The organism is Spirosoma panaciterrae DSM 21099, from assembly GCF_000374025.1.
Taxonomy (GTDB): Bacteria; Bacteroidota; Bacteroidia; order Cytophagales; family Spirosomataceae; genus Spirosoma; species Spirosoma panaciterrae.
This window is the reverse complement of the sequence record NZ_KB893195.1, coordinates 150,171-176,115: the sequence shown is the minus strand read 5'-3', so window position 1 is coordinate 176,115 and position 25,945 is coordinate 150,171. Positions and strand designations below refer to the sequence as shown.

The following is a 25,945-nucleotide window of genomic DNA, read 5'->3' as shown; positions in this document are numbered from 1 at the left end:
TTAGCATCTACTTCCGGATGGTGTAACGACAACTACTTAGCCTAATGGCTACCCGAACAGGCAGTCCTGGCTACAACCTAATGAGCCGTCAGCCTAAGCCCAGGACTGGCGGCTCGTTTTATTTGGGACAAGCCGAAACGAGACTCGCAATCGTATCGTGTACATTTTTAGTCGACAAACGTAGCCGAGTAAACATAAGATTCCTGATCATGGACTATAAGGGTGCCTGACCTTGAGTGTGTCGACATAGCTTCAAGAGCGATCAGGGTTGAGGTAAATCCAGGTGCTATCGCCTGTCTGGTACTGTCGGATTTGTTCTATTCTCGCCAATCAGGGCCCAGTAAATTTGTCAGTCAATCGTCAAAAACAACCACATGCGTAGTAGTCATCAACGAATTGTCGGATTCATTTTTTTTCTAAGCGCTCTGGTTGCCTGTCGGTGCGAAGCGCAAATTAATCCGAAAGCAGAGAAAGGGCAGGTAAACGTCGGCAACGTAACGATTGCTTACGAAAGTCAGGGATCGTACAAGGCCCCGGTCATTTTACTAATTGCCGGTACAAACATGCAGCTCACTGGCTGGCCAGCTGGGTTTTGTCAGCAGTTAGTCAGCCGGGGCTATCGGGTCATTCGGCTCGATAATCGGGACGTGGGCCTTTCCTCCAAGTTTGACCAGGCGGGCCTACCTGATTGGGCGGCCATAGGCAAAGCGTTAGCCGAACAGAAAACACCTCCTTTACCCTATACACTCGATGATATGGCCGCTGATGCTGTGGGTCTGCTGGATGCACTGGACATTAAAAAAGCGCATATTGTTGGCGTGTCCATGGGTGGCATGATTGCCCAGCGGGTTGCCTACACGTATCCTGAGCACACGCTGTCGCTGACCAGTATTATGGCCGGTGGGGGTAAGCCTACTTTCCCTTTGGTGGCAAAGCCAGAACTTGCCGGGCAGATTCCCCCACCGGGAGCTGCCTCCGATACGGCGGCTTACATCAAGCGTGAAGTGCAATCCATGAAAATCCTGGCGGGGCCCGTATATCCGTTAACGGAATTGCAGGCGCAGAGCCGGGTTCAGCAGGCGGTTCAGCGAGCCTATTATCCGGAAGGTTTACACCGACAAGGAGCGGCCTCGCTGGTGGGCTTCCTGTCGGGCCGGCAGGAGCAGCTTAAAACAATTAAGGTACCCACGTTGGTGATTCATGGGAGTGAAGACCCCATCGTCGTCGTGGAGGCTGGTCGCGATGTGGCCGCCAGCGTACCGGGAGCCGTCTTTCAGTTGATAAACGGCATGGGGCACGACCTGCCGGAAACACTAACGAGCCAGTTAGCCAGCCTCATCATTGACAATGCCAGAAAGGGCAAGCGATAGCCGACAGGGAAAGGCCAACGTTAAGTCAAATACTGAATCTGGTACGTCAGTAGAACCAGGCCGTTTTCATAAGGCTTACTGTCTGTTCGGATAAGTCCGACTTTAGTCTGGCTTGATCCGAACAGACGGATGCCTTCGCCCAATACGACGGGATTCAGCTTGACGACTAATTCATCAATTAAGTGGGCGTCCAGCAATTGACCTGCCAACTCACCCCCGCCACAAAGCCAGATGGGATTGCCCGGCTGAGTTTTTAAACGCCGAACGAAGTTGGGAGCTTCTTCTGTGACCAATTGGATCAAAGGTCCATCTTCAAATCGTATGGATGAGGAGAAAATATAATTTTTTAGCTGAGGATTAATCTGCGTGTATGCGGGTTCTCCGGGCTGCATACCCAGAGCAAATCCCCACTCGTAGGTTTTGCGACCCATCAAAACAGCGTCATACGTATTTATACGTTTCAGAAAATCGCTGACAAAATCGCCTTCTGTCTGGAAGCCTTCGATAGACCCATTGCTATGGGCAATAAAGTTATCGAACGAGGCTGCTACATCATAAATCAGTTTACGCATGGTTGTAGGTTGAGTATGTCAAAAGTTAATGTATACGCCTTTTGCTAATCGGCTTTAAACAGATGGTAAATCTATAAACAGGTGTACGGCTCAGTGGTTTTCCGGACGGAGACAAGCGGCCACTACGAGTAGAACGGTCAGGAACGATGCTCCCGTACGGATCGTATGGAATTGAGTCCAGGGAAGCTCAAAAGCCCGGCGGTGATTCAACACGTCTGACACGGACGCAGCCTGTACATCAAAAGCGTCCAGGGTTTCATTGAGCGGAACATTGCCGCCCATTGTGACCCCGATTACCCCAATCATATAGACGCCAGAAGCCGCCAGCAATAACCAAAATCGGGTTGACACGGGTTTTGTAGGCGAATAGTCCAGATAGGTGCTAAAAGGAAGCAATAGAGCCGCTCCCAAAAAAGCAGCAAAAAATACGGGGTTTTGAATGGCCCGGTTGATGGATTGCATGGCCATGATATAGCTTGTATCGGGCAAGCGTTTTAAGCCGGGCATTACGGCCCAGGAGAAGGCATAGAAAAGCCCACCCATCAGCGCGGTTGCCGTAGCGGTTGAGCCAAGTATAATCGTGTGCATGAGTAGCAGGTTATTTCTAGTCTGCCCACGGCTTGTCAAGCCATGGGCAGAACGGTAGGTTTTCTAGAGGGTATTAATTTCTGATGAGTGAATAGAACTGCCTTCTTCGCTGACTATCGGTTCAGTCCACATTCCCAGAGCAATCGCCTTCTGAACAAAAGCGGAAAAGTCGGTAGGCTTGCGGCCTAATGCCTGCTCGATACCACTAGCCAACAGACTGTTGCGACCATCCATCACTTCCGTAAATAAATAGGTCGTCAGGGCAATGGCTTCTTGCGGAACACCATACTCGGCCAGCATAGCGTTATACACCTCAATGGGTACCTGCTCATAGTGAATGGATCGACCCGTAGCACGGGCAATTTCGTCAATAGCCTGGGCAAACGTCAACAGGCGAGGCCCCGTCAACTCATAGATCTTCCCCGTATGTCCTGATTGGGTCAGGGCGGCAACGGCGACATCGGCAATATCATCGATATCAATGAACGGTTCACCAATATCGGCTACCGGCAGGGCCACATAGCCGGCCTGTATGGGCTCCAGCAAATAGCCTTCACTGAAGTTTTGACAAAACCAGCTAGACCGTAAAATCGTCCATTCGACTCCGGATTGCATAACCACCTGCTCGCATTCCTGCGCTTCAGGTTCACCCCGTCCTGATAAGAGTACAAGTTGCTGTACGCCATGGTTAACGGCAATCCGGGTAAAGTCACGGATGGCCTCAACCGCTCCGGGAACCGCCAAATCTGGCTGGTAGGCGATGTATACGGCTTTTATGTCCTGTAATACGGGTATCCATGTGGATTGATCCAGCCAATCGAAGGGTATCTCGGCAGACCGAGACCCTACACGAACAGCTAAGCCCCGGTTCGTTAATTGCTGAACGATCCGGCTACCCGTTTTTCCGGTACCGCCTAAAACCAGTGTCTTTATTTTGTCCTGCGCCATCCTTTTGCTTTTTAGATTGTGAATTTGTTTTCGGGCAAAAGTAGCTGGCCGCCAAACCGCAGGATAGAACAAAACCGACAGGCTGTGATTTAGCTGATTAGGGAAGGGATTTCATTGAGCGTATGATAGGCCTGTTGCTGATACTGTGACGGCGTAAAGCCGGTAAATTCTCTGAAAGAACGAATAAAATGGGATTGGTCCGCATAACCGTTTTCGTAAGCAATATCCGAAAGCTTCGTCAGGCTCCCTTCGTTTAACTGGGTAAGCGAAGCCTGGAATCGACACAGACGGGCAAATAATTGGGGCGGAATCCCCACCTGATGCGCGAATTTTCGCTCCAGGCTTCGCTCGGTGATTCGGAATGAACGCTGTAAATCGGGCAGAAAAATAGTTCCTTTTGAGGCAATGAGTTGGGTCAGCACATGGGTAGTCAGCTCGTCGATCGGATGGTTCATTCGCCTGATCTGTCTGATAAGAAAACCAGAAAGAAGCTCAATCTGGCCTGAAACCGACGGGGTATGTACTAATTGATCAATCAAGCCGGGCGATATGAGTTTTATGTCTAAACACCCATCCGTTAGTTCACGGGCATTCAGCCCGAAGAGAGACGGCAGCGAATGAGGCTGCAGGCAAACGCCCACCGTCTTGAACCGGCCAAGCATATAAATAGCCGTACGCTTTATGGTTTGCCCATAGGCGAACAATTCAGGCATGGGTGTGCCGTCCTGATCATAGAAACGCCCTTCATCGGCCCGCTGAAACAGAAGGCCCGGACAACCATCTACCAGTGGACCGAAACTTTGGGGAGTCCGGTTGGCCATAGGGCTTTCCATCGTCCAGAAACAGCGAACGTACGCACTGAGATAGGCGGGGGGCTGATAGTGACAATACTGCATAGTTGAGGGATTGGTTTGCCCCGGTTTACAAGTTAAATATTCACCCCAACAGCCTACGAATCAAGAAAAGCTTGACAGGCGGTTTTACGCTGGTTATGAATAGAGCTTATGGATGGCTATAACCGAACAGGTATCGGGCAGGCCGGTGGCTTTCTGAACAGAACTGTCGGTTTTGTTCTATTTGCCCACTAACAGCCGCACTACTTTTGCGAGCTGTAAACACTCAACGTATGGACAACTCAGCTAGACAGTGGCTTTGCCTTATTGGCCTTCTAACGATAACGAGTTTAAAGCTCAATGGGCAAACTCTGGAAAAAATGAAACGAATTGAAGTTGAGGCTGATCCCATTGCTTTCATCTTCAGTGGCTATTCCATTCATGTCGGCTATATGGTCAATCACTGGCGATTCGATGTCGGTACTTTTGGTATTAAGCAGCCTTCGTTTGCTATTACGAATCAAAACTTCTCTGTGTTTAGTTCGGGGGTTGGCCTGAAAGCAGACTACCTCCTGAAGCCGGAACGAGGATTGTTTTTTGGCGTTCAATCCGACTACGGAACTGATAAAATCAGCCTTAAGTCGGCCACTGAGTCGACCTTATTGAGTGGTTTTGTGGTGGGTATTCGTACCGGCTATCGATTTATGTTTGGCCAATCGACTGCTCATTACCGAGGCTTATACGTAGTTCCGTGGGTTGCTTTACTGTATACACCAGGTGCTTCCTCGCTTGTGCAACAAAATCAGGTTTATAGCCAGTCCAAGTGGTCTGTTTTCCCTACCCTTCATCTGGGGTATCGTTTTGGTTCCGCTAAGCGGTAGGATATTATACATTTTACACGTTCCCGAAACGGGTACGATTAACGATAGGCAATCCGTATGAATGAACCTAAAACAGAGCAAAACAAGGCAAAGATGCAATTTGTAATGAGTGAGCTGGCAAAAGGCAATCGGCTCCCATTTGGCGAGTTGATGGCTGATGATTTTTGCTGGAAAATGATGGGTACAACAGCCTGGTCTGGGGAGTATCGAGGCAAAGAGATCGTTCGAAATCATTTAATGAAACCGCTCTTCGAAAAATTTGCCGATGCGTATACAAATACAGCAAACCGATTTATTGCGGAAGGGGATTTTGTGGTTGTCGAATGCCAGGGCAAAGTCAACACAAAGTCGGGTAAACCCTATAACAATTTCTACTGCTGTGTTTGCAGGTTTGCCGATGGAAAATTAGTTGAATTAGTCGAGTACCTGGACACTCAGTTAGTCGTCGAAGTTTTAGGGAATCCCTAGGCCAATCGTTTAACTCAGTACCTATTTCACAAACGTACGTTGAGCAAGAGTAATTTCATTGACACAACCTGAGAGTTCATGTAGGGCTGGCAGTGAACGAAACCAGATGATTTTCGTGATAAAGAGAGTAAAAGAAATTTTTGACATGTTAGCCAACGATAAAGTCGTACTTCAACCCCTTACAGTAGAGGATGCTAATTTTTTCTATCAACTGTATGCGCATCCGGCATTGACTGTAAACGTTGACGAAAGCCCGTTTTTACCGGATGAAACCCCAACAGAATTTACGGAGCGAATTACGTCTCTCTGCGACTATATTTTTACCATACGATCAACCGAAAAGCCAAACGTATGTATTGGTGACTGCGCCTTACACCATTGGGACCAACAAAATAAGGAAATTGCTATAGGTGGGTCGCTGGCTCCGGAATATTGGGGAAAGGGGTATATGCAGGCGGCATTTAACTTGTTGATAGAAATTGCGACGCAGGAATTAGGGGTAAAAGCGCTAGTTGGGCATACAAAAACAAGAAATACCAACGCCATACGGCTTGTTGAAAAAATGGGTTTTGTAAAACATCAATTTGATGCGCAAAACACAACAATGAGAAAAGAAATTTAGCGATCAATAACCAGAGTAGGAGTCAATTTTTAGCTTAAAACAAATTAGACCATGGACTATCATGCATTTGCAGACGAGTGGATTGCCTCCTGGAATGCCCACGATCTGACGGCTATATTAGCGCACTATGCGGATGATATAGAGATTTTTACACCAATGATCAAGCTGGCTGCGGGTGGTAATCAGGAGTCATTGGTTGGCAAAGAAGCCGTTGGCGCTTACTGGCAGAAAGCGCTGAATAACATTCCTGATCTACATTTTAAGCTGCTGGAGGTGACTATAGGGATAAACTCGGTTGCCCTTTATTATGAATCGGTGATGAACAAAAAAGCCATCGAAGTCATGTTTTTCAATGATCAGGGAAAAGTAAGCCGAATGTATGCCCATTACACGTAGACTGATGCGAGGATTCGATTTTAACTATTGGTCACTCATGAAAGATGATGATTCTTCAATTAGTTTTTGCTGACGCAAATATTCATTGGGTGTCAGTCCGGAAAATTCTCTGAAGTCCCGCGAGAAATGAGATTGATCCGCGTAATTGAGCAGATAACTCAATTCAGTTAATCGGGTAGGGTTCCGATCTTTAAGATGTTTTAAGGCACGTTCGAACCGATTGATCCGTAAAAACAGTTTTGGACTTACCCCGATAGACTGTTTAAATCGGCGTTCCAAACTCCTTTCCGATAGGGAGTAATACCGAAGCAGTTCCTGCACACGGGTGTCAACGTTGCCGTTTTTAACCTGACTAATGCCTTTGTAAAATGGCATATGGCTGTCCGTGTGCTGATTAAGTTTTTTCAGAAAGAAATTGATCAGGATATTGACTCTTTCCTGGTGATTTTCTGCATAGAGCAGCCGATCCTGTAGTTCGTTCGGGGCAAAGTCTTGCAGGTTATGGTAAGCGTCAGCAAGCTCGACGGCATCTACCCTGAAAATGGTTTTTATGGCATGCGGCTGAAAACTAACTCCGGTAACACTGAATGAAGCGGTGACGTGGTGGATAAATACTTTACTGTTGACGCCCCTAAGAAAGGTAGTTGGTAACGCACTGCCGTCTCCCTTGGCGATAGCCGTATTACCACTCAGATGTTGAAAGACAAGCCTGGGGCAAGGGTCCGCCAAAATTTTAATCAGTTTAGGGGGCTGGTGAGTACCATCATAATCCATTGTCCAGAAGTACCGGATGTACTCGCTCAATACCTCAGGTGGTCGAATGATCTGATAGTGCATAGCAGTAACTTGAAACTTGTTTCCTATAATAATCAGCCGATGCCCATTTATGCGAACACCGGCTGATTAATAACCCTTTACCTTCTAACGTGACAGTAAACTTGTGCGTTCACCCGAGCCAATTCGTCCATTTATTTTCCACCGAACAAAAAGCCTATTGAAAGCCCTATCGTGTTATTTCGGATACTTCCGGCGCTCGAATTGGCCATGTTGTAAAGACCAGGCGCGTAGTGAATCGCAAGCAAAGGTCCCGATGCTAATTCATAACCCGCCGATAGGTACAGGCCGACATCAAGCCGTTTCGATTGGTCTGCACCAGACCCAAACTCAAGCGATTCACTGGTGGTCTGCCCACCCGCGTTGTCCGTTATTTTTCCATTTAATGCATAGCCGACGTAAGGACCAGCGCCCACAACAACCCGACCAGTGCCAGCGCTAAATCCGTACGTTAACTGAAGTGGCAATTCAAGGTAGTTGAAGGCTAGGGTTGTTTCGGTGGCACTCAAACCCGTGTTGGCTTCGTTTAGCTTTGTCCCCTTTGTCGAATAGACCAGTTGAGCCTGTATAGATAAGCGGTCGGCTACAGGGGCATCGAGCATGATACCGGCCCGAAAGCCTATCTTAGCATTTCCGTTGGTGGAATAGGCATTCACGGTATATTTTTGATTAGCCAGTTGCCCACTACCGATTACACCAAGGCGGACCTGCGCAGTTGCCGTAAAACTTAATAACAGAAGGCCAGCGGCCCCCAAAGAAAATACGTTCATAATAAGCAATTAATAGTAACAGAAAGAAAATTTAATAGAGAGCAGTTCACGGCTCTTTTTTGGAGGGGCAAACCTAGCTGGTCATCATTTGTCGAAATAGAATAAATCCGACAGACGAAGCTGGACCTGTGTGAAGGCAAAATTTTTGTAGATTCCTCTACCCTTGAAATTTGCTGAATCAGACAGGCCTGCTACCTTCCTATGTAGACTTTCTTTCTGGGCACTTTTAGATGCTTTTTATAAGATTTGAGTTGCTATTTTAATTTTACCAAAAATGCATCCGCTTCACCAACCTTTTCAACGTCTTAGTGAAAGTCAAAGTCGGTCGGCTTTTATTGGGGAAATGCCTCAATTAACACAGCCTATTCAAATTATTGATTATCAGTCCAATTGGTCAGATTTATTTCATCAGGAAGCTAAATGTATCCGCCAGATTCTAGGCTCTACCATTTTGGCCCTCGATCATATCGGCTCAACGGCAGTACCTGGCCTGGCCGCTAAACCTATTATTGACATTGATTTAAGTGTGGCCGATTCGGCCGACGAACGGAGTTATCTTCCCCTTCTGGAAGCGGCCGGTTATCAATTAATCATTCGTGAGCCAGACTGGCAACAACATCGAATGCTGAAAGGCCCGGGTACTGATATTAATCTTCATGTATGGACACTTGGTAGTATAGAAGCGCAACGACATTTGCTATTTCGTGATTGGTTACGGGCCAACGCTGACGATCGACTGCGCTATAGCCAACTCAAAAAAATGCTGGCCAATCAGGATTTTAAGTATATGTCTGAGTACAACGATGCCAAATCGGCACTCATTCACGAAATCTATGATCGGGCTTTTGCTGCTATATCCAGCTAAAAACCAGCTGACTGTACGCAAATGCAAACCATTTTCTACTAGAAGTTAACCGACGTTTTTCTGAGCGGTTCTGGCCGTTTTTCATCACGGCAACTGCAATACGCCAAGAGTCGTTCATTTTTGCCATACACAGCTACTTTCGCCCTATAAGCCAATAACTTTCCCCAGAAGTTATTAGCCATTTTAAAGCCCAGTAGTTTTCAGTTTAGGTGGCTGACCCTGCCAATCATCGCTATACAGAAGCAGCGTGCCGATTGTATTTGGCTCTATATTCCAGGGGCGATAGGCTGGTTATTTTTCTGAACACCTCCCGAAAGGCTTTGTCGTCGGAATAGCCAACTTCGTCCATCACGTCGACAATTGATTTGCGACCTTTTTCCAACGACTTTTTAGCGACTTCGATTTTTACCCGCTGCAAATATTCGACGGGAGTATTACCGGTGGCTTTGATAAAACGCCGGTCAAAATTGCGTCGACTGATGGCCAGGTCAGCGGCTAATGCCTCAAAGGAAATCTTTCCGCTTAAATGTTCTTCAATGTACGTCTGGGCCTGTTCAATCAGGGGATCGCCATGGTTTTTCTGGGTTTGAAAAATAAAGAAAGGCGATTGCGAGCTGCGCTCCATATCGATCTGAAATAGTTTGGAACAGTAGATAGCGGTCTGCCGATCAAAATATTTTTCGACTAAAAACAGGATCAGGTTCAAAAACGAGTACGCTCCCCCATTGGTATAGATGCCTTTCTCGGCCGTAATGAGTTTATCGGCCTGCAACTTAATCTTAGGGTATAGCTGCCTGAAACTGGCTTCCGCGCTCCAGTGGGTCGAACATAGTCTGCCGTCCATCAGGCCGGTAGCAGCCAGCAAAAAAGCTCCCGTGCACATACTCGCAATTTCGGCCCCGCCCAGATACTGCTCCCTGATCCAGCCAATCATTGCTTCGTTCTCCCGGATCAATTGCGCTGAATAAGGCGCCGATGGAATAATCAGCAGGTCCGTCTTCTGTATCGTCTGGATATGGATCGGATGCACCGTAACAAACCCGGCATCCAGTTTCAGTTCCGATTCGGTGCTGGCCAGGGTGATCTCCAGCCTGGGTTTGTTGCCCTGCCGCTGCCAGTACGCGTCTGCGCTGGTCAGAATTTCATGCGAACCAGTTATGCTGCTGAGGTTGGCGTTGCCTTTGGGAACCAGTATGGTGACGTGTTTCATGACCCGTTTTTTGGATCAAAATTACGGCTGATTTTTGTCTAGATCAACCCGGAAGAATGTCTAGTTTACACCCTGTCAGGCCGAAATCAAGACACTACTTTTGCCTCGTTCCTAGCGAGTAGGATTCAGTAAACCAACAAAAAACGATGCTATTAACAAACAAAGTAGCGGTTATCTACGGGGCTAGCGGTGCGGTCGGAAGTACCGTCGCCATGACCTTCGCCCGGGAGGGGGCCACGCTTTTCCTGGCCGGACATTCACGGACAGGGGTGGACGAATTGGCCGCGAAAATTAATGCCGCGGGGGGATCTGCCCAAGCAGCACAGGTCGATGCATTGGACGAAAGAGCCGTTGAGAGGCACCTGAACGGGGTGATCGAACAGGCGGGTAAGCTCGACATTTCATTCAACGCGGTTGGGCTGCGAAACACCACCTTACAGGGCGTTCCACTCACCGACCTGGCGCTCGATCAGTTTATGGCACCCATTCAGACCCACGTTCAAGCCAATTTTATCACCGCACGACTGGCCGGACGGCTAATGGCGGCCACCGGATCGGGCGTAATTATGACCGTTACCTCGACGCCCTCCCGGGTTGCCAATCCCCTGATGGGTGGGGTCGCCGTAGCGATGGCTGCCCAGGAAGCACTGATTCGGGATATGTCGGTTGAACTGGGCCCGAAAGGCGTTCGCGTGCTGGGGATTCGGACACACGGAATGCCCGACAGCGGCACTATAAACGAAGTTTTCGGTCTTCACGCCAGGGCGTACAACATGACCCGCGAGCAATTTCAGCAGCTAGTTGCCGAGCGAACACATCGAAAGCGCCTGCCCTCGCTTCAGGAGATGGCCGATGTGGCGTCATTCATGGCGTCTGATAACGCAAGCGCCATGATGGGCACCGTGATAAACATGAGCCTGGGCGCCATTGCCGACTAATCCGTTCCCTTATGTACTGAGCAGCGGTCCGAAAAATCGGACATGTCTACCTCATTGACAATCAGAAAACATGACCAAAAAAGTTATTTTAATCACCGGTACCAACAGTGGATTTGGCTGGCTCACGGCCAGGAGTTGTGCCGCATCGGGGCATCGTGTCTACGCGACCATGCGTGACGTAAACGGTCGAAACGCCGATAAGGCGCAGGCACTAATGCAACAGGCGGGTATAACCGTACTGGATGTCGACGTTACCAGTAGCGCGCTAGTAACCAAGGCAGTAACTACTATTCTGGATAGAGAGGGCCGTATCGATGTGCTGATCAATAATGCCGGACTGTATGCTACCGGCATCACGGAAACATTCACCGACGATGACCTCGACAACGTCATGGACGTAGACGTGAAAGGACCCTGGCGACTTATCCGAGCCGTTTTGCCACCTATGCGTCAGCAGAAAGAAGGATTAATCATCAATATATCCAGTGTGGCGGGCCGCTTTTCGGTTCCGTTTCAGACCGTGTACAACAGCGCCAAATTTGCCGTTGAAGGACTGACCGAAGGGTTGCATTATGAAGTAAGACCCCTGGGCGTGGATGTGGTCATGGTGCAGCCGGGGGCCTTCCCAACGGAGATTTTCGGCAAAATTGTCAGTGGGTCAGACACAACCGTTATTGCTAGCTATGGTGAGCTGGCGCATGTCCCCGGTCAGATGGGAGCCGGGGTCGCCCAACTGTTCGACACCCTGAAGCCAGACCCGCAACAGGTTGCCGATGCGATCATTAGCCTGATAGACACCCCCGCCGGTCAACGACCTTTACGGACCGTGGTTGACCCCGTCGCTGGTAGCTTCACCGTAAAGGCGAATGATTCCGTGAAGGAGCAGTACGAGCAGTTCCTGACCACTTTTGGCATGCAGGCCATGCTGAGCTGAGACGACCACCGATCTCAACAACACAACTTCAGCCTCCAATACAATCTAACAATAAAGCACATGACCCCAAGCAAAACAACGCTGACAACCGAGGAGGTTGCGGCACGGTTTGACGAGCTCGCTCAGCAAGAAAAGTGGTTCGACATTCACGACGAGCTTTTTGCCGATACGGTGAGAAGCATTGAACCACCAAACTCCCCCTATTTTAAGAATGCAGAAGGTAAACTCGCCGTTCGGCAGAAGGGAGAAAACTGGGTTAAAAAGGTACTGGATTTTCACGGCGCTTACACGACCCACCCCGTCATCGGTGGCAATCATTTTGCAGTTGGCAGGAGCTTTGATATTACCGTAGAGGGGTTTGGCCGGATAAAGATTGAGGAACTCATGGTCTACGAAGTAAAAGCCGGACAGATCGTAGTTGAACAGTTTTTCTATTAGAAAATGCCCTGGTAAATACCCGTCTTGAAAGCGATTCGCATCATGGCTAACTGAGCGACCCAGGGCGAACACAAACGAATCCATCACCCCGTGCTGAGTGAAGCACGCAACCTAATTTATGCAACGTCTAAACAGTAAAAAAGCAGTCGTTATTGGCGGTAGCCGGGGTACTGGTCGCGCCATTGTTGAAGCCCTTCTGCAGGAGGGTGCCGATGTACGGGTAGTGGCGAGAAACCCCAACTCGCTCGCCGAGCTTGTTCGCCAATGGCCCAGTGTGCGTACGCTACAGGCCGATATGACGGACACCGCCACCATTGAAACCGTATTTCAGGAATCTCCCGACTTGGTGATTCTCGCGGGTGGAGCCATGCCCCCTTCTCAACCGGTCGTTGACCTGGACTGGGAAACCTTCAGTACGAACTGGAATACCGATGTGAAAGCGGCCTATCTGCTGACCCAATATGCTCTCAAAAGGCCAGCCAAAGCGGGCACTCTGATCGTCTTCCTATCCAGTGGGGCGGCCATCGGTGGCTCACCGATTTCGGGCGGCTATGCGGGTTCCAAGCGGATGCAGATGTTTCTGGCCAACTACGCTCAGCTAGCCTCGAACCGAGGGGGACTTGGCTTACGCTTCCTGACGCTAGTCCCCTGGCGACTCATGAAAGATACCGGCGTTGGTGATGTTGTCGTGCCTAAATACGCAGCGTTTACGGGCGTTTCGGAAGACGTTTTCGTAGCTGGAATGACCCAGGCGCAAACCAAAGAAGACGTTGCCGACGCCGTTGTGGCCTTCGCTAACCAATGGCCCACGCCTGACGAAGGCAACGTATTTGTGGTGTCGAGCGATGGCCTAGCGACCGAATCAGCCATGCTTAAAGGCGCGCCCTTCTGGGCAAAACGCTGATCAATAAACTACCTTCGCATGAACGATAAACTGAGATCTGACGACCGACCAATTGTTGTTCTGGGAGCTTCTGGCCGGGTGGGGAGTGTTGTGGCTCACCAGCTACTCAAAGCCAATGTCGGCGTAAGGGCGGTAGCCCGGCATGCCGATAAACTGAAGGAACTGTCCGAGCAGGGGGCTGAACTATGGCCGGGCTCCCTGCTCGATCAGGCGTTTCTGAACCGTGCGTTTGCCGGTGCCAAAGCCGCCTTTGTGCTGACGCCCGGCGATACGCTCTCGCCCAATCTGCATGACGAACAGCGTCAGTACAACGAGCATATCGTGGAAGCCATCCGAGCGGCTGGTCTTACGCATGTCGTGTTTCTAAGCAGTTGGGGAGCTGAACTGTCGGATAGGAAAGGCACCATTTACGGCTGTTATCTGATGGAGACCCTGCTGAACAGCCTTCCCAGCCTCAACGTAGTGCATTTGCGAGCCGTGTGGTTCATGGACAATTTCATTTACGGTATCGGGCTTATAAAAATGGCAGGTATCAACGGCCTTTCGATTGACCCGGACTTTGCCTTTCCCTGTATCGATAGCCGGGATATCGGGATGGTAGCGGCAGCGTATCTGAAGCGATTAGACTTTTCGGGGAAGGTTATCCATTATCTTCAGGGGCCGCGTGACTACACAATGAACGAGGTGACCGCCATCCTGGGGGCGTCTATCGGTACCCCTTCGTTGCGCTACCTGAAATTCCCGAAAGCCGTCATGATCAAAGGGCTGAAAAGCTCGGGAACCATATCGGCCAATGTGGCGCAGTTGCTGGCCGAAACCAACGAGCGTATTAATTCTTCCAGCGTTCATGGCGAGCCCCGCACAGCGCACAACACAACCCCAACGACGCTGGATAAATTTGCCCGAGAAAAATTTGCACCTGCGTATAGTAAGGCTCCGGCAGCGACGGTACTCCAGAAACTTCAGGGTGCTTTTCTGCGGATTTATCTATCTATTTCATAAGATTGCTCTGTTTCATAAGATTGCTCTATTGTTGACATGATGACTTACCACCTGGCTGAGATTAACATTGCCAAAATGAAGGGAGTATCAATAGACGACCCCGTTATGGCCGAGTTTGCCGACAATCTGGACCGGGTGAACGCCCTGGCTGAAAACAGCGCGGGTTTTGTGTGGCGGCTCAAAGATGAATCGAACAATGCGACCAGCATCAGCCCGTTCGACGATGAGCAGGTCATCATCAACCTATCCGTCTGGGAGAACCTGGAAAGCCTCAAAGCGTTTACGTACAAAACGTTTCATACTGATTTTTTGAAACGTCGAGCCGAGTGGTTTCACCGGTTCGGCACGGTGTATATGGCCTTGTGGTGGGTACCCGCCGGGCATCTGCCTACCGTGCAGGAAGCCGTTGATAAATTGGCGTATCTTCAGGAAAATGGCACTACCGAACTGGCTTTTGACTTCAAAAAGACCTATGCCCCACCCGGGCAATAGCCTCTCGTAATCTTTGTCGCAGCTCGTTTTTTACGTTCGCGTTTGCGCTGTATATCACTTACTTTTTACAACAACCCAGGCTTACAATTTATTCCCCCGCAAAAACTCCTCGGTGGTCATCCGTCGCTTGCCTTCGGCCTGGAGCGATTCGATCTGTAGCCAGCCATCGCCAGCCCGAACCAGAATTGTTTTTTTGTTATCGGAATAGGCTTGACCAGGTTCGGCGGCAAAAGGCGATTCGTTGGCAACCGAGACCTCATACAGTTTGAACACTTTGCCGTTGATGAGGGTCCAGGCAGCCGGATAAGGAGATAATCCCCGCACGAAATTACGAATCGCAAGAACCGACTGATTCCAATTGATTTCTGTGGTTTCGCGACTGAGTTTGGGAGCAGGTTTTAGTTCGTCGGCTGTGGGTTGGGGAATGCGTGGATAGTCTCCGGCTTCAATGGCCCGGACTGTTTTTACGACCAGATTGGCCCCTCGTTCCATGAGTCGGTCATGTAAAGTTCCGGCTGTGTCGCTGGGGTAGATGGGTTCTTGATCCTGAAAAATCATTTGGCCGGTATCAATTTCTTTCTCGATGAAGAAAGTCGTAACGCCTGTTTCGGTTTCGCCATTGATAACGGCCCAGTTGATCGGAGCGGCTCCCCGGTACTGCGGCAACAATGAGCCATGCAGGTTAAACGTTCCTATAGTAGGCATCGCCCAGACTACCTCAGGAAGCATCCGAAAGGCAACTACCACCTGCAAATCGGCCTGGTAGCTCGCCAGTTGTTCCAGAAAAGCGGGGTCGCGTAGCTTTTCGGGTTGCAGAATCGGTAAATTAGCGGCTTCGGCAGCTTTTTTTACGGGCGACGAAGTCAGTTGCAGACCACGACCCGATGGGCGGTCGGGTGCCGTAACAACGGCAACGACCTGGAAACCCGCCCCGAGTAATCGTTGTAGGCTGGCAACAGCAAAATCGGGCGTACCCATGAATATGATGCGAAGGGGTGTCGACATGAATCAGTAAATCAGTTTTTAACAGGTCAATTGCCTATGTGTTGATATAGCGCGGAACTCTTTCTATTTTTGTCTCATCAATGCGCTGCTCCAATCGCATGACAGTAGAAACGTGATTAGCCGCTTACTGGCACAGCCTATGCGACGAACCATTTTTTATATTCCTGAATCGCTTGCTTCGGGTATCCGACGGCGACTCTGACGTGTCTGCAAAGAAAACCAATTTGGTTGCAGAACGGTCGGTGTACCGTTCTTTTTGTTTTAAGGAGCAGGCTAAACCAATGTGAATAACGAGTAAGTATTAATGGATTATGGGAAAGATTTCATACTACACCGAGGAAGGACTCAACCGGCTTAAGGCGGAATTGAATGAGTTGAAAACCAAAGGTCGGGCGGCCATTGCCCGTCAGATTGCCGAAGCCCGGGATAAAGGCGATCTTAGCGAAAACGCTGAGTATGATGCCGCTAAAGATGCGCAGGGCCTTCACGAACTGAAAATATCGAAGCTCGAAGAAGTACTCTCCAACGCGCGGGTTCTGGACGAGTCGACCATCGACACCTCGCTGGTTTCGGTACTGTCGAAGGTGAAGATCAAGAACAAGAAAAACGGCGCGGTAGTAACCTATACCCTGGTCTCGGAAGAAGAAGCTGATTTGAAAGCGGGTCGTATCTCCGTGAGTTCGCCAATCGGCAAAGGACTGCTGGGCAAGCGCGTTGGCGATGTCGCTGAAATCAAGGTACCTGCGGGTATTATGGAGTTTGAAGTAATCGAGATTGGACGATAAAAAGTAGTTAGGAGCGAGGAGTGGGTAGTAGGTAGTAGGAGTTGCTGACGCATGTCTTCTCTCTTAATACGCACTCCTCGCTCCTGATACTCACTAAGCCTATGCCTTCTATCTTCTCCCGAATTGTGGCTGGGGAAATTCCAGCGCATAAAATTGCCGAAACGGACGACTATCTGGCTTTTCTGGACGTAATGCCTACCACTATGGGGCACACGCTCGTAATTCCGAAAAAAGAAGTCGATTATCTGTTCGATCTGGACGACGAGTTATACATCGGTCTTATGGCTTTTGCCAAAAAGATTGCTCCGGCTATCGAGAAAGCGATCCCCTGTAAGCGCATTGGTGTAGCGGTGGTGGGTCTTGAGGTACCCCATGCCCACGTTCACCTGATCCCACTCAATTCCATGGCCGATATGAATTTTCACAATAAGCTGAAGCCTTCTCAGGAAGAACTAGCCGCTACAGCGGAAAAAATTCGGACGTTTTTGTAATCGATTGACATTTAGGGATTGTCCAGTGCAGTGGCGGGTCTACAAAGCCCGCCTTATTTTATTTGTACGATTTGATAAGGCATTCTTTGTGCGATCAGGTTAAGGTGAGCGTATAAATGATCAATTGTCGGCGGATACAAGTAAGAGCACCGTTGCGACCGCAATCAGGGCCAGCCAGGAAAGCCAGAACCGCCGACTATCACGTTTCCGTTCATCGGTCGTCATATCCCATCGTCGTTTTGGAGAACGCTGAAGAGCTTTGCTGAAGTAATAAAAAGAACCCGCCAGCCCGCCGAGGCCGAGGTAAAAGGTCAATAAGGCGCCAAAACCATAACCGGCACAAAGAATATTGCAGGCCAGACCCGCCAGTACGTACGATACGGCAAGCCCCGCTACCCCCAGAAGTATGTATATGATGCGTGGAGGAGTACTTTTGTCTGCTGTTGTTACCCTGGCTTTGCCAATGGGGCGACCAACTTGATGGAGGTTGTCGGGTCGGGAGATGCTATCATTCATAACCGTAATGCTTCGGCTGCCCAGCGCACTACTCGTTGATTCTGCATACTGGACTCGTTGATTCCAGATACCTCCCAATAGACTGAACAGGAAAAAATTGGCTAGAAATGCAGTAAAAACCCAACGACGTACCATCCAGTAGCTGGTGATGACTTCGGAGGTTGTCATACGAATCTGAATCGATAAGGCCAGGCCAATGACGACTGCTAAGCTGAAGTAAAGCCAGGGTAAGGGTAGCCCATTAAACAGACTTGCTCCGGTAAGTATAGCGTTGAAACCATTGGTTAGTTCGCCAAGGATAATCAGCCCAATCGCCAATACTGAATGACGACTGGCCCAAACGGAAAGAGTTTTCATAAGGCAAGGGGGTTACTGCCTGTAACTACCTACGCCTGAAAGTGTTATCGAAATAGATTTTCTATTAAAAATAAGGCCTGCCAGACATTTTCTGGCAGGCCTTATTTTTAATAGAAAATTCGACTTGATTTTATGCAAGCGCTTTCTCCAGCGTTTTTTCAACGCCTACGGTGAGCATCGAACTAAGCTCTTCGGCAACCGCTTCAACAAAACCAGGTAGCGTGCTAAGATCAGTTAGCCAGAGGGTTTGATCCGAAAGAACACTTTTCACAAACGCCTGTACGGTCGATTTATCTTTGGGTTTAACGGTTTTCCAGTCACCGTAGAAATAGCCCGCTTTATCGTCGCGGATTGGGTAGGTAAGAATACCGCCATTTACCGCGATTTCACCGAAGAACTGCCCTTTTTCTTCGCGAATGGCTTTCATGAAAAGCAGATAAGCCGCAAACCCTAAAGCCGTCATTTTCGGGACCGCCTTGAACTGGTCGAAGTAACGCTGGATCGTGGCAACATTACGAGCCTGCATTTTAGCGGTTTCCTGCAATGAAATATTCAATAGCAAATGGTCCAGATGGGGATTCCGGAATCGGTCGAGAACATCGTGAGCGAACTGGCGAACGGCTTCTTTATCCATGCCCGATACCCCGTAGTCGGGTACCGTAGGGACAATCTCGTTCAGCATCAGCGACTCAACGAACTGGCTCATGAGCGGATGCCGCATCTCGTCGGCAACAGTTTCCAGACCGAGCAGATACCCCAGGGGCATGGTGAGCGTGTGCGTACCGTTTAGTACCCGAAGTTTACGCTCCCGGTAAAAATTAATATCTTCATCAATAATGATTTGTGGGGTATGGCCATCGGCAAAGGCGAGTGTCTCCTTGACCCGGTCGTCGCCCTCAATGGCCCACAGATGGTATGGCTCGGTAAAGGTGAGCAGGCTGTCTTCATAACCCGCTTCCTGTTGAAGAGCCTGTTGAGCTTCTTCAGTCGGGCGAGTTACAATCCGGTCGACCAGCGAGTTGCAAAAGCGAACGTGGAATTTGAGCCATTTGGTAAACAGCTTGCCCAATTCGTTGAACTGCGCCAGTTTTTCAACCGCTTCCCGAAGTTTGAGCCCGTTGTCGGTAACAAGCTCGGTCGGAATGACAATTAATCCTTTGGCTTTGGAACCCCCTACACTACGGAACCGCTCATACAAAAAGGCCGTCAGTTTGGCTGGAAACGACTGAGGGGGGTGTTGGAAAATGCTTTCCTCGACGTAATTCAGGCCCACTTCGGTCGTATTGGAAATAACGATCTGAAGTTTTGGATTACGGGCCAGCATCAGTACGTCTTTCCACTGAGTTTGAGCGGCCAGTACCCGGCTTATGGCCGAAACAATGGTCGTTTCCGAAACGTCCTGCCCTTGTTGGACTCCACGGACAGCGACTGTGTATAAATTATCCTGCTCCGCAAATTCATCCGTCTGGCTATCCGTCGATTTGACAACGACGATTGAGCCACCAAAACGGCCATGGGCATTCGCTTTATTTACTAGATAATCCGGCAACCCCCGGAGAAGAACGCCGGTACCGAACTGGAGAATTTTTTCGGGATAAACAGGAGCAGGATGCGTCGAACGCGTTAGCTTAGGCATGGTTGGAGGGGCGGCAATCGGCTCTTCAGTCATCAGTTAAGTAGTCGTTACTGTTATCAAAAATCGGTTTTTCTAGCTGGTGTCGTCATCATTCAGCAATATTACGAACTACTTCAATAACCCGTACTTTCATTTTAGTAAATGTGCTGATGGCTGTACAATGTTGATAAAATAGAATAACCGATCGGAAAAATACTCGTTTACCTACCGTTTTAATTTACCTGAACTATCACCACTGGCTAATGTTTCTATTTCGGCTACAGTCGCCAGATTCACATCGCCCGAAATGGTGTGTTTCAAAGCAGAGGCTGCCGCACCGAACTCAACGGCTCGCTGTAGATCATTGAAGGTTAGTAAACCATAAATCAGCCCGGCTATGTAGGCATCACCTGTGCCAATACGATCCGTAATGGGGCGTATGTCGTATGTTCTTGATTTATAGACCGACTGCCCGTCGAACAGTTTGCCCGAAAACTGATTATGCGAAGCACTGAGCGAATTCCGCTTGGTATCGGTAATATACCGCACATTCGGGAAGCGCTTGAACATAGCACGGCCGGCTTCCTGAAAGGTGCTGCCTACTACATCATATAACTCCGAGAAAAGCCCTTTGCTCCCGAGTACAAGTGTGCAGCCTTCAGTGAGGGCAGGCATGATTTCCTGAGGACGGCGACCGTATTGCCAGAGATTACTCCGGTACACAATATCGGCCGACACGGGTACGCCCAGTCGATTGGCGGTCTGAATGCCTTTGAGCAGGCAGTCGGCCGCGCCTTGCGATAAGGCCGGGGTAATGCCTGTCCAGTGAAACCAGCTGGCCCCCTGCATAATAGGCTCCCAGTCTATGTCGTCGGGCTTTATTCGGGCAAAGGCCGAATCGACCCGATCGTAGATGATCTGACTGGCTCGGCTACCAGCGCCTGTTTCCAGAAAATAAAGCCCTAAGCGCCCATCACCGTATTGGATGTACTGCGTGTCGACGTCGTACCGGCGCAGATACCCGGCGGCCGCTCTACCCAGTGCATGGTCCGGAAATCGGGTAACATGGTTCGCCTGTAAGCCCAGTTGGGCCAGTGATACGGCTACATTGGCTTCGGTACCGCCGAAATGCATCTCAAGGGAATGGGTTTGGGCAAACCGCTCAACACCCGGCGGACTGAGCCGGAGCATAACTTCTCCAAAAGTGACTATTTTCATTCGTTTTTATAATCTAGTGCCTGCCAGCCAATGGGTACTACTTTCTAAATCTTCGGCCTTTAAGGGCTCCAATTTCGGCAATATTAAATGAATAAGTACAAGGGCAATCAGATATGAGCAACTGGCAATAATAAACATGGGTAAATAGCCGAAGGAGGTAATGATTCGCCCCGCCAGCAAACTCAGCAGGATACCGCCTACCGCGCCAAACATACCGCCGATGCCGGTAACGGAAGCCACCACATTTTTGGGAAACAGATCCGAAGCAAAAGTGTACATATTGGCTGCCCATCCCTGGTGGGCGGCTGTCGCCAGCGCTAACAGGCCAATGGCTACGGTAAGGCTACTGGTTTGGGCGGCAAAGAAAATCGGTATGACACACACGGCACAAATCAGCAGGGTAGTTTTACGAGCCTGATTGGCGGTCCAGCCCCAGCTCATGAATTGGGTACTTAACCAGCCGAAGAATATGCTGCCTGCATCCGAAACGATGTAAATGATGAGGAAAGGTACGCCAAACGTTTTGAGTTCGAGTTTTTCGTCAAAAGCATCGTTGGAGTTGAAAAAGTCAGGGAGCCACGAAATATAAAACCACCAGATCGGGTCGGCCATGAATTTGCCGACCGCAAAAGCCCAGGTCTGTTTATACCCCAGCAATTGCCCCCACGAAACATTTACGGGAATTCTTTTCTCATTATCACTGCGGATATAGGCAAGCTCTTCTGCCGAAAGGCTGGCCTGTCGTTCGGGTTTGGTGTAGGTAAACCACCAGATAATCAGCAGTAAAAAACCCAGCATTCCAGTAATCAGAAATGAACTACGCCAGCCAAACTCAAGAATCAGATAAGGCGCCATAAAGGCCGTCAGGATAATGCCCACGTTGGTGCCGGCATTGAACAACCCACTGGCAAAAGAGCGCTCACTTTTGGGGAACCATTCGGATACGGTTTTAATGGCCGACGGGAAATTGGCCGATTCGCCCAACCCCAGAAATGCCCGCGCCCATCGAAGCCCCGACATATTATGCACAAATCCGGTCATCACAGCGGCAATACTCCACACGAGGATGCCTAGTGAAAAGCCGCGCTTGGTGCCAAATCGATCAATCAGCCAACCCACCAGCAGAAAGCCAATCGCATACGCAAATTTGAAGGCTGCATCGACATCGCCGTACAGCACTTTAAAGCGGTCGGTTGCTTCTTTGGTCAGAACCGTGCTGGGAGCCACATCGAGCATTTCCTTTCGGAATAATTCGTCGGTCATCGTAAATGATAAGACCTGGCGATCTACGTAATTTATGGTTGTTGCCAGAAACAACAACGCGACAATACGCCAGCGAAAGCGGCCCGAAGGGGTTGGAATTTGCACAACAATAGAAATAGGTTGGGGAGAAAAGAAAATTAAAATGCTTATTTACCCGAAAAAAGTGGTTCACGGTTTATCGTATCCAGTTTGTGGGCGAAACGTCAAACGGCACCCAGCGAAATTGTAAACCGAATACAATAAACGGTCAATAACAAACAACCCTTGATGATTAATAACTGTTTTTATGCTTGAACAAACCTGGCGATGGTTCGGTCCGAACGATCCGGTATCGCTTAATGACGTCCGACAGGCAGGCGCTACGGGTATTGTAACCGCTCTGCATCATATTCCGAACGGCGAAGTGTGGACCGTTGAGGAAATTCAGACCCGTAAAACCCTCATCGAAACCAATCACCTGACCTGGTCGGTGGTCGAAAGTATTCCGGTGCATGAAGGAATCAAGACCCGAACCGGCGATTTTCGGCGGTATATCGAAAATTACAAAGAATCGATTGTCAATCTGGCTGAAGTAGGGGTCGATACGGTCTGTTACAACTTCATGCCGGTGCTCGACTGGACGCGTACGGACCTTGATTATGCAATGCCCGATGGCTCGACAGGTCTGCGGTTCGATGCTACAGAGTTTGCAGCTTTTGAGTTGTATATTCTCCAGCGTCCGGGTGCCGAATATCTGTATAATGATGAGCAGAAACGACTGGCCAAAGCCAAGCTCGAGAGCATGAATGATGCCCAGGTCAAACGGCTGACCCGCACCATCATAGCCGGATTGCCGGGATCGGAAGAAAGTTACACCGTTGAGAAATTTCGGGATGCGCTGGCCGCGTATAAGGACATCAGTGATCGTGAACTCCGGCAGAATCTGTATGCTTTCCTGCGGGAAATTGTCCCTGTTGCCGAATCGGTAGGGGTCCGGCTGGCTATTCACCCCGACGATCCTCCGTATCCGATTCTGGGTCTTCCACGTGTAGTAAGTACCGAAGCCGATGCCCGTGCCTTGCTGGCGGCTGCCGATTCGCCATCGAATGGGTTATGTTTCTGTACCGGCTCCTATGGGGTCCGGGCCGACAACGATCTGGCGGGCATGGCTGAACGACTGGCACCGAATATCCATTTTATTCACCTCCGCAGCACCCAGCGTGATGCCGACGGTAGCTTTCAGGAAGCCAACCACCTGGAAGGCGATGTGCCGATGCCAGCCGTTATGCGGGCGCTACTTACCGAACAAAAACGCCGACAGGACGAAGGACGATCGGATATCCGAATGCCGTTCCGCCCCGACCACGGCCACCGGATGCTCGACGACCTGACCTCTGGCAAGCGTACCAATCCCGGCTACACCGCCATCGGCCGATTGCGGGGCTTGGCCGAGCTGCGTGGCCTGATGCTGGGGTTGCTGAGTTAGTAATCTGCTGTCGATAGTTCGTGGTTGCGAAGGCCGTCACTGACGGTGAGCAACTGGTGACTATCGACAGTTTTTCGTATCTTAGTGCTGTAAAATCGTTTGCTGATGGAAACTGCCAATAAGTCCAAACGTCCTCCTCTTACTGCTGAACAGAAACAGCGCCGGGTCGAACGCGCCCGTTTGCTGAAATCGCTCGTCTACGAAATGTGGAACGGCAAGCCGGTGTATTACGCTGGTTACGAAGACGTCCTGAAAGGGATAAAAACAGTAGAGCAGGTTATGAGTTCAAGTATTTTACAGAGTCGTTTAGTCGTTCGACTGTCTGCTTATTTATTATCTACATTAAATTTAGATGTCTACGATGTATTAGGAAATGAGCTAGGAATTCAGTTCGATAAAGGCGACTGGCGAGCTTGTGATGTAGCCATTTTTGAGCTGAGTACGTTGGAAGGACAGGATGAAACAAAATATGCATGGGTGCCCCCAAAAGTTGCCATTGAAGTAGATACCAAAGCGAACCTGAACCAATTTGGCTCTGAATTTGACTACTACGAGCAGAAAACAACGAAGCTCCTACAGTTTGGCGTCGAAAAAGTGATCTGGCTATTCACCAAATCGCATAAGGTATTGATTGCCGAACCGGGTAAAGACTGGATCATTCGCGACTGGAGCCAGATGGTTGAGGTGTTGCCCGGATGCCAGTTTATACCCGATGAACTGGTTGCAAAAAAGAAATAAGTAGCCCTCCAGAGTTGAGTCAAACCACGAGAACGCAAAGGACATGGGTAACCCTTGTCCTTTGCGTTCTCGTGGTTCAGTTTGAGTTGGAGCAGCTCTACTGTTTATATACTTTCCCGTCTTTCATGACAAACTTGACGGCCTGAAGGGTCTTGATGTTCTGAATGGGGCTTTCGTCGACGGCGATAATATCCGCAAATTTTCCCGTTTCAATCGACCCGATCTGGGCGTCCATACCGAGGAGTTTGGCATTAGTCATCAGGGCCGACTTAATGGCTTCGATGGAGGGCATTCCGGCTTCAACCATGTACTCAAACTCTTTGGCATTGTAGCCGTGAATAAACACACCTGCGTCGGTTCCAAACGCAATCTTTACCCCGGCTTTGTACGCTTTGGCAAACGTGGCCTGAATTTTTGGCCCAATGGCTAAGGCTTTGGGCGTAACCAGCGCGGTATAATACCCAAAATGTTTGGCTGAGTCGGCTACCGTTTTTCCGGCAATGATGGTAGGTACGTAGTGAGTGCCGTGTTTTTTGAACAGTTCGATGGTTTCATCGTCCATGTAGGTACCATGCTCGATGGTCTGGACACCCGCCCGAATGGCCCGTTTCATGCCTTCTGCACCATGCGCATGGGCAGCTACCGAAAAGCCGTAATCTTTGGCCGCATCGACAATCGCTTTGGCTTCCTCTTCCGTAAACTGGGGGCCGGAGCCATCTTTGGCATTGCTCAGAACCCCACCCGTAGCCGTAATTTTGATCAGGTCAGAGCCATCTTTATACCGTTGCCGAACGGCTTTGCGGGCATCATCCGGGCCATTGATAACCCCATCTTCCGGGCCGGGATCTCCCATCAGATCTTTGCGGTAGCCATTCGTAGGATCGGCATGACCGCCCGTTGTGGCAATGGATTTTCCCGCTGTTAATACGCGTGGCCCTTCTACCAGTCCCGCATTGATGGCATTCCGGAGCGATACATTGATGCCCGAGCCACCCAGGTCCCGAACGGTTGTGAAACCAGCCAGAAGCGTTGTTTTCGCAAAGCGGGCTGCCCGGAACGCCACATCGGCCGGATTGCTTGTGAAACCATCGATCGCTCCTCCACGGCGGGTCTGGCTCTCAAGGTGAACGTGCATGTCGATCAGGCCGGGTAATACGGTTTTCGATTTAAGGTCAACAACCTGATCCTGGCCCGAAGCTGCGGTATAGCCTTTCTGTACGGCCGTAATTTTGTTGCCTTCGACAACGATGGTCATTTGCGGCTGGACACTATTGCCCACTCCGTCGAACAGACTGCCACAGTGAATAAGTGTACGTTGAGCAAAAAGAGGAAACGCCAGTAGCGAAAGACCGGCCAGTAGGTAGAATTTTTTCATTGACTAAAGTGGTTGGGTACGAAAAAGGCCGTAACGAACTCGTTACGGCCTG

29 protein-coding genes are annotated in these 25,945 nt (G+C 49.7%); 16 read left to right on the top strand and 13 right to left on the bottom strand.

Annotation, left to right across the window (positions count from 1 at the left end; genetic code table 11):
* Nucleotides 1–374 precede the first annotated feature (374 nt).
* Nucleotides 375–1,370, top strand: coding sequence for an alpha/beta fold hydrolase (locus B153_RS0121600; RefSeq protein WP_020598829.1), 996 nt, complete (start codon nt 375–377; stop codon nt 1,368–1,370).
* Nucleotides 1,371–1,390: 20 nt separating this feature from the next.
* Here the strand turns inward: B153_RS0121600 and B153_RS0121595 are convergent, their stop codons facing one another.
* The 4 genes from B153_RS0121595 to B153_RS0121580 form a co-directional block, all read right to left on the bottom strand.
* On the bottom strand, nt 1,391–1,942 hold the full coding sequence (locus B153_RS0121595) for a dihydrofolate reductase family protein (RefSeq protein WP_020598828.1): 552 nt from the start codon (nt 1,940–1,942) through the stop codon (nt 1,391–1,393).
* Nucleotides 1,943–2,032: 90 nt separating this feature from the next.
* Entirely contained in the window at nt 2,033–2,530 is a 498-nt protein-coding gene (locus B153_RS0121590; protein ID WP_020598827.1) for an anthrone oxygenase family protein, read from the bottom strand.
* 63 nt (nt 2,531–2,593) lie between these two features.
* Complete coding sequence (locus B153_RS35625; RefSeq protein WP_020598826.1) at nt 2,594–3,478, bottom strand: NAD(P)H-binding protein; 885 nt, start codon at nt 3,476–3,478, stop codon at nt 2,594–2,596.
* Between the two features lie 89 nt (nt 3,479–3,567).
* On the bottom strand, nt 3,568–4,374 hold the full coding sequence (locus tag B153_RS0121580) for a helix-turn-helix domain-containing protein (protein ID WP_020598825.1): 807 nt from the start codon (nt 4,372–4,374) through the stop codon (nt 3,568–3,570).
* A 317-nt stretch (nt 4,375–4,691) separates the two neighbouring features.
* Between B153_RS0121580 and B153_RS0121575 the strand changes: the two genes are divergently transcribed.
* The 4 genes from B153_RS0121575 (at nt 4,692) to B153_RS0121560 (ending at nt 6,678) form a co-directional block, all read left to right on the top strand.
* Nucleotides 4,692–5,192, top strand: coding sequence for a hypothetical protein (locus tag B153_RS0121575; RefSeq protein ID WP_020598824.1), 501 nt, complete (start codon nt 4,692–4,694; stop codon nt 5,190–5,192).
* Nucleotides 5,193–5,249: 57 nt separating this feature from the next.
* Nucleotides 5,250–5,660 (top strand): nuclear transport factor 2 family protein, encoded by a 411-nt coding sequence (locus B153_RS0121570; RefSeq protein ID WP_020598823.1) that lies wholly within the window; start codon nt 5,250–5,252, stop codon nt 5,658–5,660.
* A 115-nt stretch (nt 5,661–5,775) separates the two neighbouring features.
* Entirely contained in the window at nt 5,776–6,282 is a 507-nt protein-coding gene (locus B153_RS0121565; RefSeq protein ID WP_211221698.1) for a GNAT family N-acetyltransferase, read from the top strand.
* A gap of 51 nt (nt 6,283–6,333) precedes the next feature.
* Nucleotides 6,334–6,678, top strand: coding sequence for a nuclear transport factor 2 family protein (locus tag B153_RS0121560; RefSeq protein ID WP_020598821.1), 345 nt, complete (start codon nt 6,334–6,336; stop codon nt 6,676–6,678).
* A gap of 24 nt (nt 6,679–6,702) precedes the next feature.
* Here B153_RS0121560 and B153_RS0121555 read toward each other — a convergent pair whose 3' ends face one another.
* Nucleotides 6,703–7,515: an AraC family transcriptional regulator gene (locus tag B153_RS0121555; protein ID WP_020598820.1), complete on the bottom strand. Its 813-nt coding sequence runs from the start codon at nt 7,513–7,515 to the stop codon at nt 6,703–6,705.
* Nucleotides 7,516–7,646: 131 nt separating this feature from the next.
* A complete protein-coding gene (locus B153_RS0121550; RefSeq protein WP_020598819.1) occupies nt 7,647–8,282 on the bottom strand; it encodes a porin family protein in 636 nt (211 codons plus the stop codon).
* Between the two features lie 274 nt (nt 8,283–8,556).
* On the opposite strand from B153_RS0121550, the gene B153_RS0121545 reads away from it, so the two are divergent.
* The gene (locus B153_RS0121545) at nt 8,557–9,147 is read left to right on the top strand and encodes a GrpB family protein (protein WP_026262342.1); all 591 of its coding nucleotides are present in this window, start codon (nt 8,557–8,559) and stop codon (nt 9,145–9,147) included.
* A gap of 232 nt (nt 9,148–9,379) precedes the next feature.
* Here B153_RS0121545 and B153_RS0121540 read toward each other — a convergent pair whose 3' ends face one another.
* Nucleotides 9,380–10,357 carry a GlxA family transcriptional regulator gene (locus tag B153_RS0121540; RefSeq protein WP_020598817.1) on the bottom strand — a complete coding sequence of 326 codons (978 nt, stop codon included), beginning with the start codon at nt 10,355–10,357 and terminating at the stop codon, nt 9,380–9,382.
* 146 nt (nt 10,358–10,503) lie between these two features.
* On the opposite strand from B153_RS0121540, the gene B153_RS0121535 reads away from it, so the two are divergent.
* From B153_RS0121535 to B153_RS0121510, 6 genes are all read left to right on the top strand, one after another.
* Nucleotides 10,504–11,295 (top strand): SDR family NAD(P)-dependent oxidoreductase, encoded by a 792-nt coding sequence (locus B153_RS0121535; protein ID WP_020598816.1) that lies wholly within the window; start codon nt 10,504–10,506, stop codon nt 11,293–11,295.
* A gap of 70 nt (nt 11,296–11,365) precedes the next feature.
* Nucleotides 11,366–12,229: an SDR family oxidoreductase gene (locus tag B153_RS0121530; RefSeq protein WP_020598815.1), complete on the top strand. Its 864-nt coding sequence runs from the start codon at nt 11,366–11,368 to the stop codon at nt 12,227–12,229.
* A gap of 60 nt (nt 12,230–12,289) precedes the next feature.
* Nucleotides 12,290–12,667 carry a SnoaL-like domain-containing protein gene (locus B153_RS0121525; protein ID WP_020598814.1) on the top strand — a complete coding sequence of 126 codons (378 nt, stop codon included), beginning with the start codon at nt 12,290–12,292 and terminating at the stop codon, nt 12,665–12,667.
* Nucleotides 12,668–12,785: 118 nt separating this feature from the next.
* Entirely contained in the window at nt 12,786–13,571 is a 786-nt protein-coding gene (locus B153_RS35620; RefSeq protein WP_020598813.1) for an SDR family NAD(P)-dependent oxidoreductase, read from the top strand.
* An 18-nt stretch (nt 13,572–13,589) separates the two neighbouring features.
* Entirely contained in the window at nt 13,590–14,573 is a 984-nt protein-coding gene (locus tag B153_RS35615; protein WP_020598812.1) for an NmrA family NAD(P)-binding protein, read from the top strand.
* Between the two features lie 36 nt (nt 14,574–14,609).
* Complete coding sequence (locus tag B153_RS0121510; RefSeq protein ID WP_020598811.1) at nt 14,610–15,065, top strand: DUF3291 domain-containing protein; 456 nt, start codon at nt 14,610–14,612, stop codon at nt 15,063–15,065.
* A gap of 81 nt (nt 15,066–15,146) precedes the next feature.
* Here the strand turns inward: B153_RS0121510 and fmt are convergent, their stop codons facing one another.
* Nucleotides 15,147–16,070: a methionyl-tRNA formyltransferase gene (gene fmt, locus B153_RS0121505; protein ID WP_020598810.1), complete on the bottom strand. Its 924-nt coding sequence runs from the start codon at nt 16,068–16,070 to the stop codon at nt 15,147–15,149.
* A 311-nt stretch (nt 16,071–16,381) separates the two neighbouring features.
* On the opposite strand from fmt, the gene greA reads away from it, so the two are divergent.
* Nucleotides 16,382–16,855 (top strand): transcription elongation factor GreA, encoded by a 474-nt coding sequence (gene greA, locus B153_RS0121500; RefSeq protein ID WP_020598809.1) that lies wholly within the window; start codon nt 16,382–16,384, stop codon nt 16,853–16,855.
* A 101-nt stretch (nt 16,856–16,956) separates the two neighbouring features.
* Nucleotides 16,957–17,346 (top strand): HIT family protein, encoded by a 390-nt coding sequence (locus B153_RS0121495; protein WP_020598808.1) that lies wholly within the window; start codon nt 16,957–16,959, stop codon nt 17,344–17,346.
* A gap of 120 nt (nt 17,347–17,466) precedes the next feature.
* Here B153_RS0121495 and B153_RS0121490 read toward each other — a convergent pair whose 3' ends face one another.
* The 4 genes from B153_RS0121490 to B153_RS35610 form a co-directional block, all read right to left on the bottom strand.
* Nucleotides 17,467–18,219 (bottom strand): hypothetical protein, encoded by a 753-nt coding sequence (locus B153_RS0121490; protein WP_020598807.1) that lies wholly within the window; start codon nt 18,217–18,219, stop codon nt 17,467–17,469.
* Between the two features lie 130 nt (nt 18,220–18,349).
* The gene (locus B153_RS0121485) at nt 18,350–19,855 is read right to left on the bottom strand and encodes a tagaturonate reductase (protein ID WP_040761823.1); all 1,506 of its coding nucleotides are present in this window, start codon (nt 19,853–19,855) and stop codon (nt 18,350–18,352) included.
* 204 nt (nt 19,856–20,059) lie between these two features.
* A complete protein-coding gene (locus B153_RS0121480; RefSeq protein WP_026262340.1) occupies nt 20,060–21,052 on the bottom strand; it encodes a sugar kinase in 993 nt (330 codons plus the stop codon).
* A 6-nt stretch (nt 21,053–21,058) separates the two neighbouring features.
* Nucleotides 21,059–22,420 (bottom strand): MFS transporter, encoded by a 1,362-nt coding sequence (locus B153_RS35610; protein WP_020598804.1) that lies wholly within the window; start codon nt 22,418–22,420, stop codon nt 21,059–21,061.
* Between the two features lie 181 nt (nt 22,421–22,601).
* Here B153_RS35610 and uxuA point away from each other — a divergent pair, with 181 nt between their 5' ends.
* The gene (uxuA, locus tag B153_RS0121470) at nt 22,602–23,780 is read left to right on the top strand and encodes a mannonate dehydratase (protein WP_020598803.1); all 1,179 of its coding nucleotides are present in this window, start codon (nt 22,602–22,604) and stop codon (nt 23,778–23,780) included.
* A gap of 105 nt (nt 23,781–23,885) precedes the next feature.
* Nucleotides 23,886–24,518: a PDDEXK family nuclease gene (locus B153_RS0121465; protein WP_020598802.1), complete on the top strand. Its 633-nt coding sequence runs from the start codon at nt 23,886–23,888 to the stop codon at nt 24,516–24,518.
* Between the two features lie 97 nt (nt 24,519–24,615).
* On the opposite strand, the gene B153_RS0121460 is transcribed toward B153_RS0121465, so the two are convergent.
* A complete protein-coding gene (locus tag B153_RS0121460) occupies nt 24,616–25,893 on the bottom strand; it encodes a metal-dependent hydrolase family protein (RefSeq protein ID WP_020598801.1) in 1,278 nt (425 codons plus the stop codon).
* Nucleotides 25,894–25,945 lie beyond the last annotated feature (52 nt).

Excerpts from the sequence above, each read along its gene's own strand:
- B153_RS0121600 (WP_020598829.1), top strand. The coding sequence starts at position 375 with ATGCGTAGTAGTCATCAACGAATTGTCGGATTCATTTTTTTTCTAAGC.
- B153_RS0121595 (WP_020598828.1), bottom strand. The coding sequence starts at position 1,942 with ATGCGTAAACTGATTTATGATGTAGCAGCCTCGTTCGATAACTTTATT.
- B153_RS0121590 (WP_020598827.1), bottom strand. The coding sequence starts at position 2,530 with ATGCACACGATTATACTTGGCTCAACCGCTACGGCAACCGCGCTGATG.
- B153_RS35625 (WP_020598826.1), bottom strand. The coding sequence starts at position 3,478 with ATGGCGCAGGACAAAATAAAGACACTGGTTTTAGGCGGTACCGGAAAA.
- B153_RS0121580 (WP_020598825.1), bottom strand. The coding sequence starts at position 4,374 with ATGCAGTATTGTCACTATCAGCCCCCCGCCTATCTCAGTGCGTACGTT.
- B153_RS0121575 (WP_020598824.1), top strand. The coding sequence starts at position 4,692 with ATGAAACGAATTGAAGTTGAGGCTGATCCCATTGCTTTCATCTTCAGT.
- B153_RS0121570 (WP_020598823.1), top strand. The coding sequence starts at position 5,250 with ATGAATGAACCTAAAACAGAGCAAAACAAGGCAAAGATGCAATTTGTA.
- B153_RS0121560 (WP_020598821.1), top strand. The coding sequence starts at position 6,334 with ATGGACTATCATGCATTTGCAGACGAGTGGATTGCCTCCTGGAATGCC.
- B153_RS0121555 (WP_020598820.1), bottom strand. The coding sequence starts at position 7,515 with ATGCACTATCAGATCATTCGACCACCTGAGGTATTGAGCGAGTACATC.
- B153_RS0121550 (WP_020598819.1), bottom strand. The coding sequence starts at position 8,282 with ATGAACGTATTTTCTTTGGGGGCCGCTGGCCTTCTGTTATTAAGTTTT.
- B153_RS0121545 (WP_026262342.1), top strand. The coding sequence starts at position 8,557 with ATGCATCCGCTTCACCAACCTTTTCAACGTCTTAGTGAAAGTCAAAGT.
- B153_RS0121540 (WP_020598817.1), bottom strand. The coding sequence starts at position 10,357 with ATGAAACACGTCACCATACTGGTTCCCAAAGGCAACGCCAACCTCAGC.
- B153_RS0121535 (WP_020598816.1), top strand. The coding sequence starts at position 10,504 with ATGCTATTAACAAACAAAGTAGCGGTTATCTACGGGGCTAGCGGTGCG.
- B153_RS0121530 (WP_020598815.1), top strand. The coding sequence starts at position 11,366 with ATGACCAAAAAAGTTATTTTAATCACCGGTACCAACAGTGGATTTGGC.
- B153_RS0121525 (WP_020598814.1), top strand. The coding sequence starts at position 12,290 with ATGACCCCAAGCAAAACAACGCTGACAACCGAGGAGGTTGCGGCACGG.
- B153_RS35620 (WP_020598813.1), top strand. The coding sequence starts at position 12,786 with ATGCAACGTCTAAACAGTAAAAAAGCAGTCGTTATTGGCGGTAGCCGG.
- B153_RS35615 (WP_020598812.1), top strand. The coding sequence starts at position 13,590 with ATGAACGATAAACTGAGATCTGACGACCGACCAATTGTTGTTCTGGGA.
- B153_RS0121510 (WP_020598811.1), top strand. The coding sequence starts at position 14,610 with ATGATGACTTACCACCTGGCTGAGATTAACATTGCCAAAATGAAGGGA.
- fmt (WP_020598810.1), bottom strand. The coding sequence starts at position 16,070 with ATGTCGACACCCCTTCGCATCATATTCATGGGTACGCCCGATTTTGCT.
- greA (WP_020598809.1), top strand. The coding sequence starts at position 16,382 with ATGGGAAAGATTTCATACTACACCGAGGAAGGACTCAACCGGCTTAAG.
- B153_RS0121495 (WP_020598808.1), top strand. The coding sequence starts at position 16,957 with ATGCCTTCTATCTTCTCCCGAATTGTGGCTGGGGAAATTCCAGCGCAT.
- B153_RS0121490 (WP_020598807.1), bottom strand. The coding sequence starts at position 18,219 with ATGAAAACTCTTTCCGTTTGGGCCAGTCGTCATTCAGTATTGGCGATT.
- B153_RS0121485 (WP_040761823.1), bottom strand. The coding sequence starts at position 19,855 with ATGCCTAAGCTAACGCGTTCGACGCATCCTGCTCCTGTTTATCCCGAA.
- B153_RS0121480 (WP_026262340.1), bottom strand. The coding sequence starts at position 21,052 with ATGAAAATAGTCACTTTTGGAGAAGTTATGCTCCGGCTCAGTCCGCCG.
- uxuA (WP_020598803.1), top strand. The coding sequence starts at position 22,602 with ATGCTTGAACAAACCTGGCGATGGTTCGGTCCGAACGATCCGGTATCG.
- B153_RS0121465 (WP_020598802.1), top strand. The coding sequence starts at position 23,886 with ATGGAAACTGCCAATAAGTCCAAACGTCCTCCTCTTACTGCTGAACAG.
- B153_RS0121460 (WP_020598801.1), bottom strand. The coding sequence starts at position 25,893 with ATGAAAAAATTCTACCTACTGGCCGGTCTTTCGCTACTGGCGTTTCCT.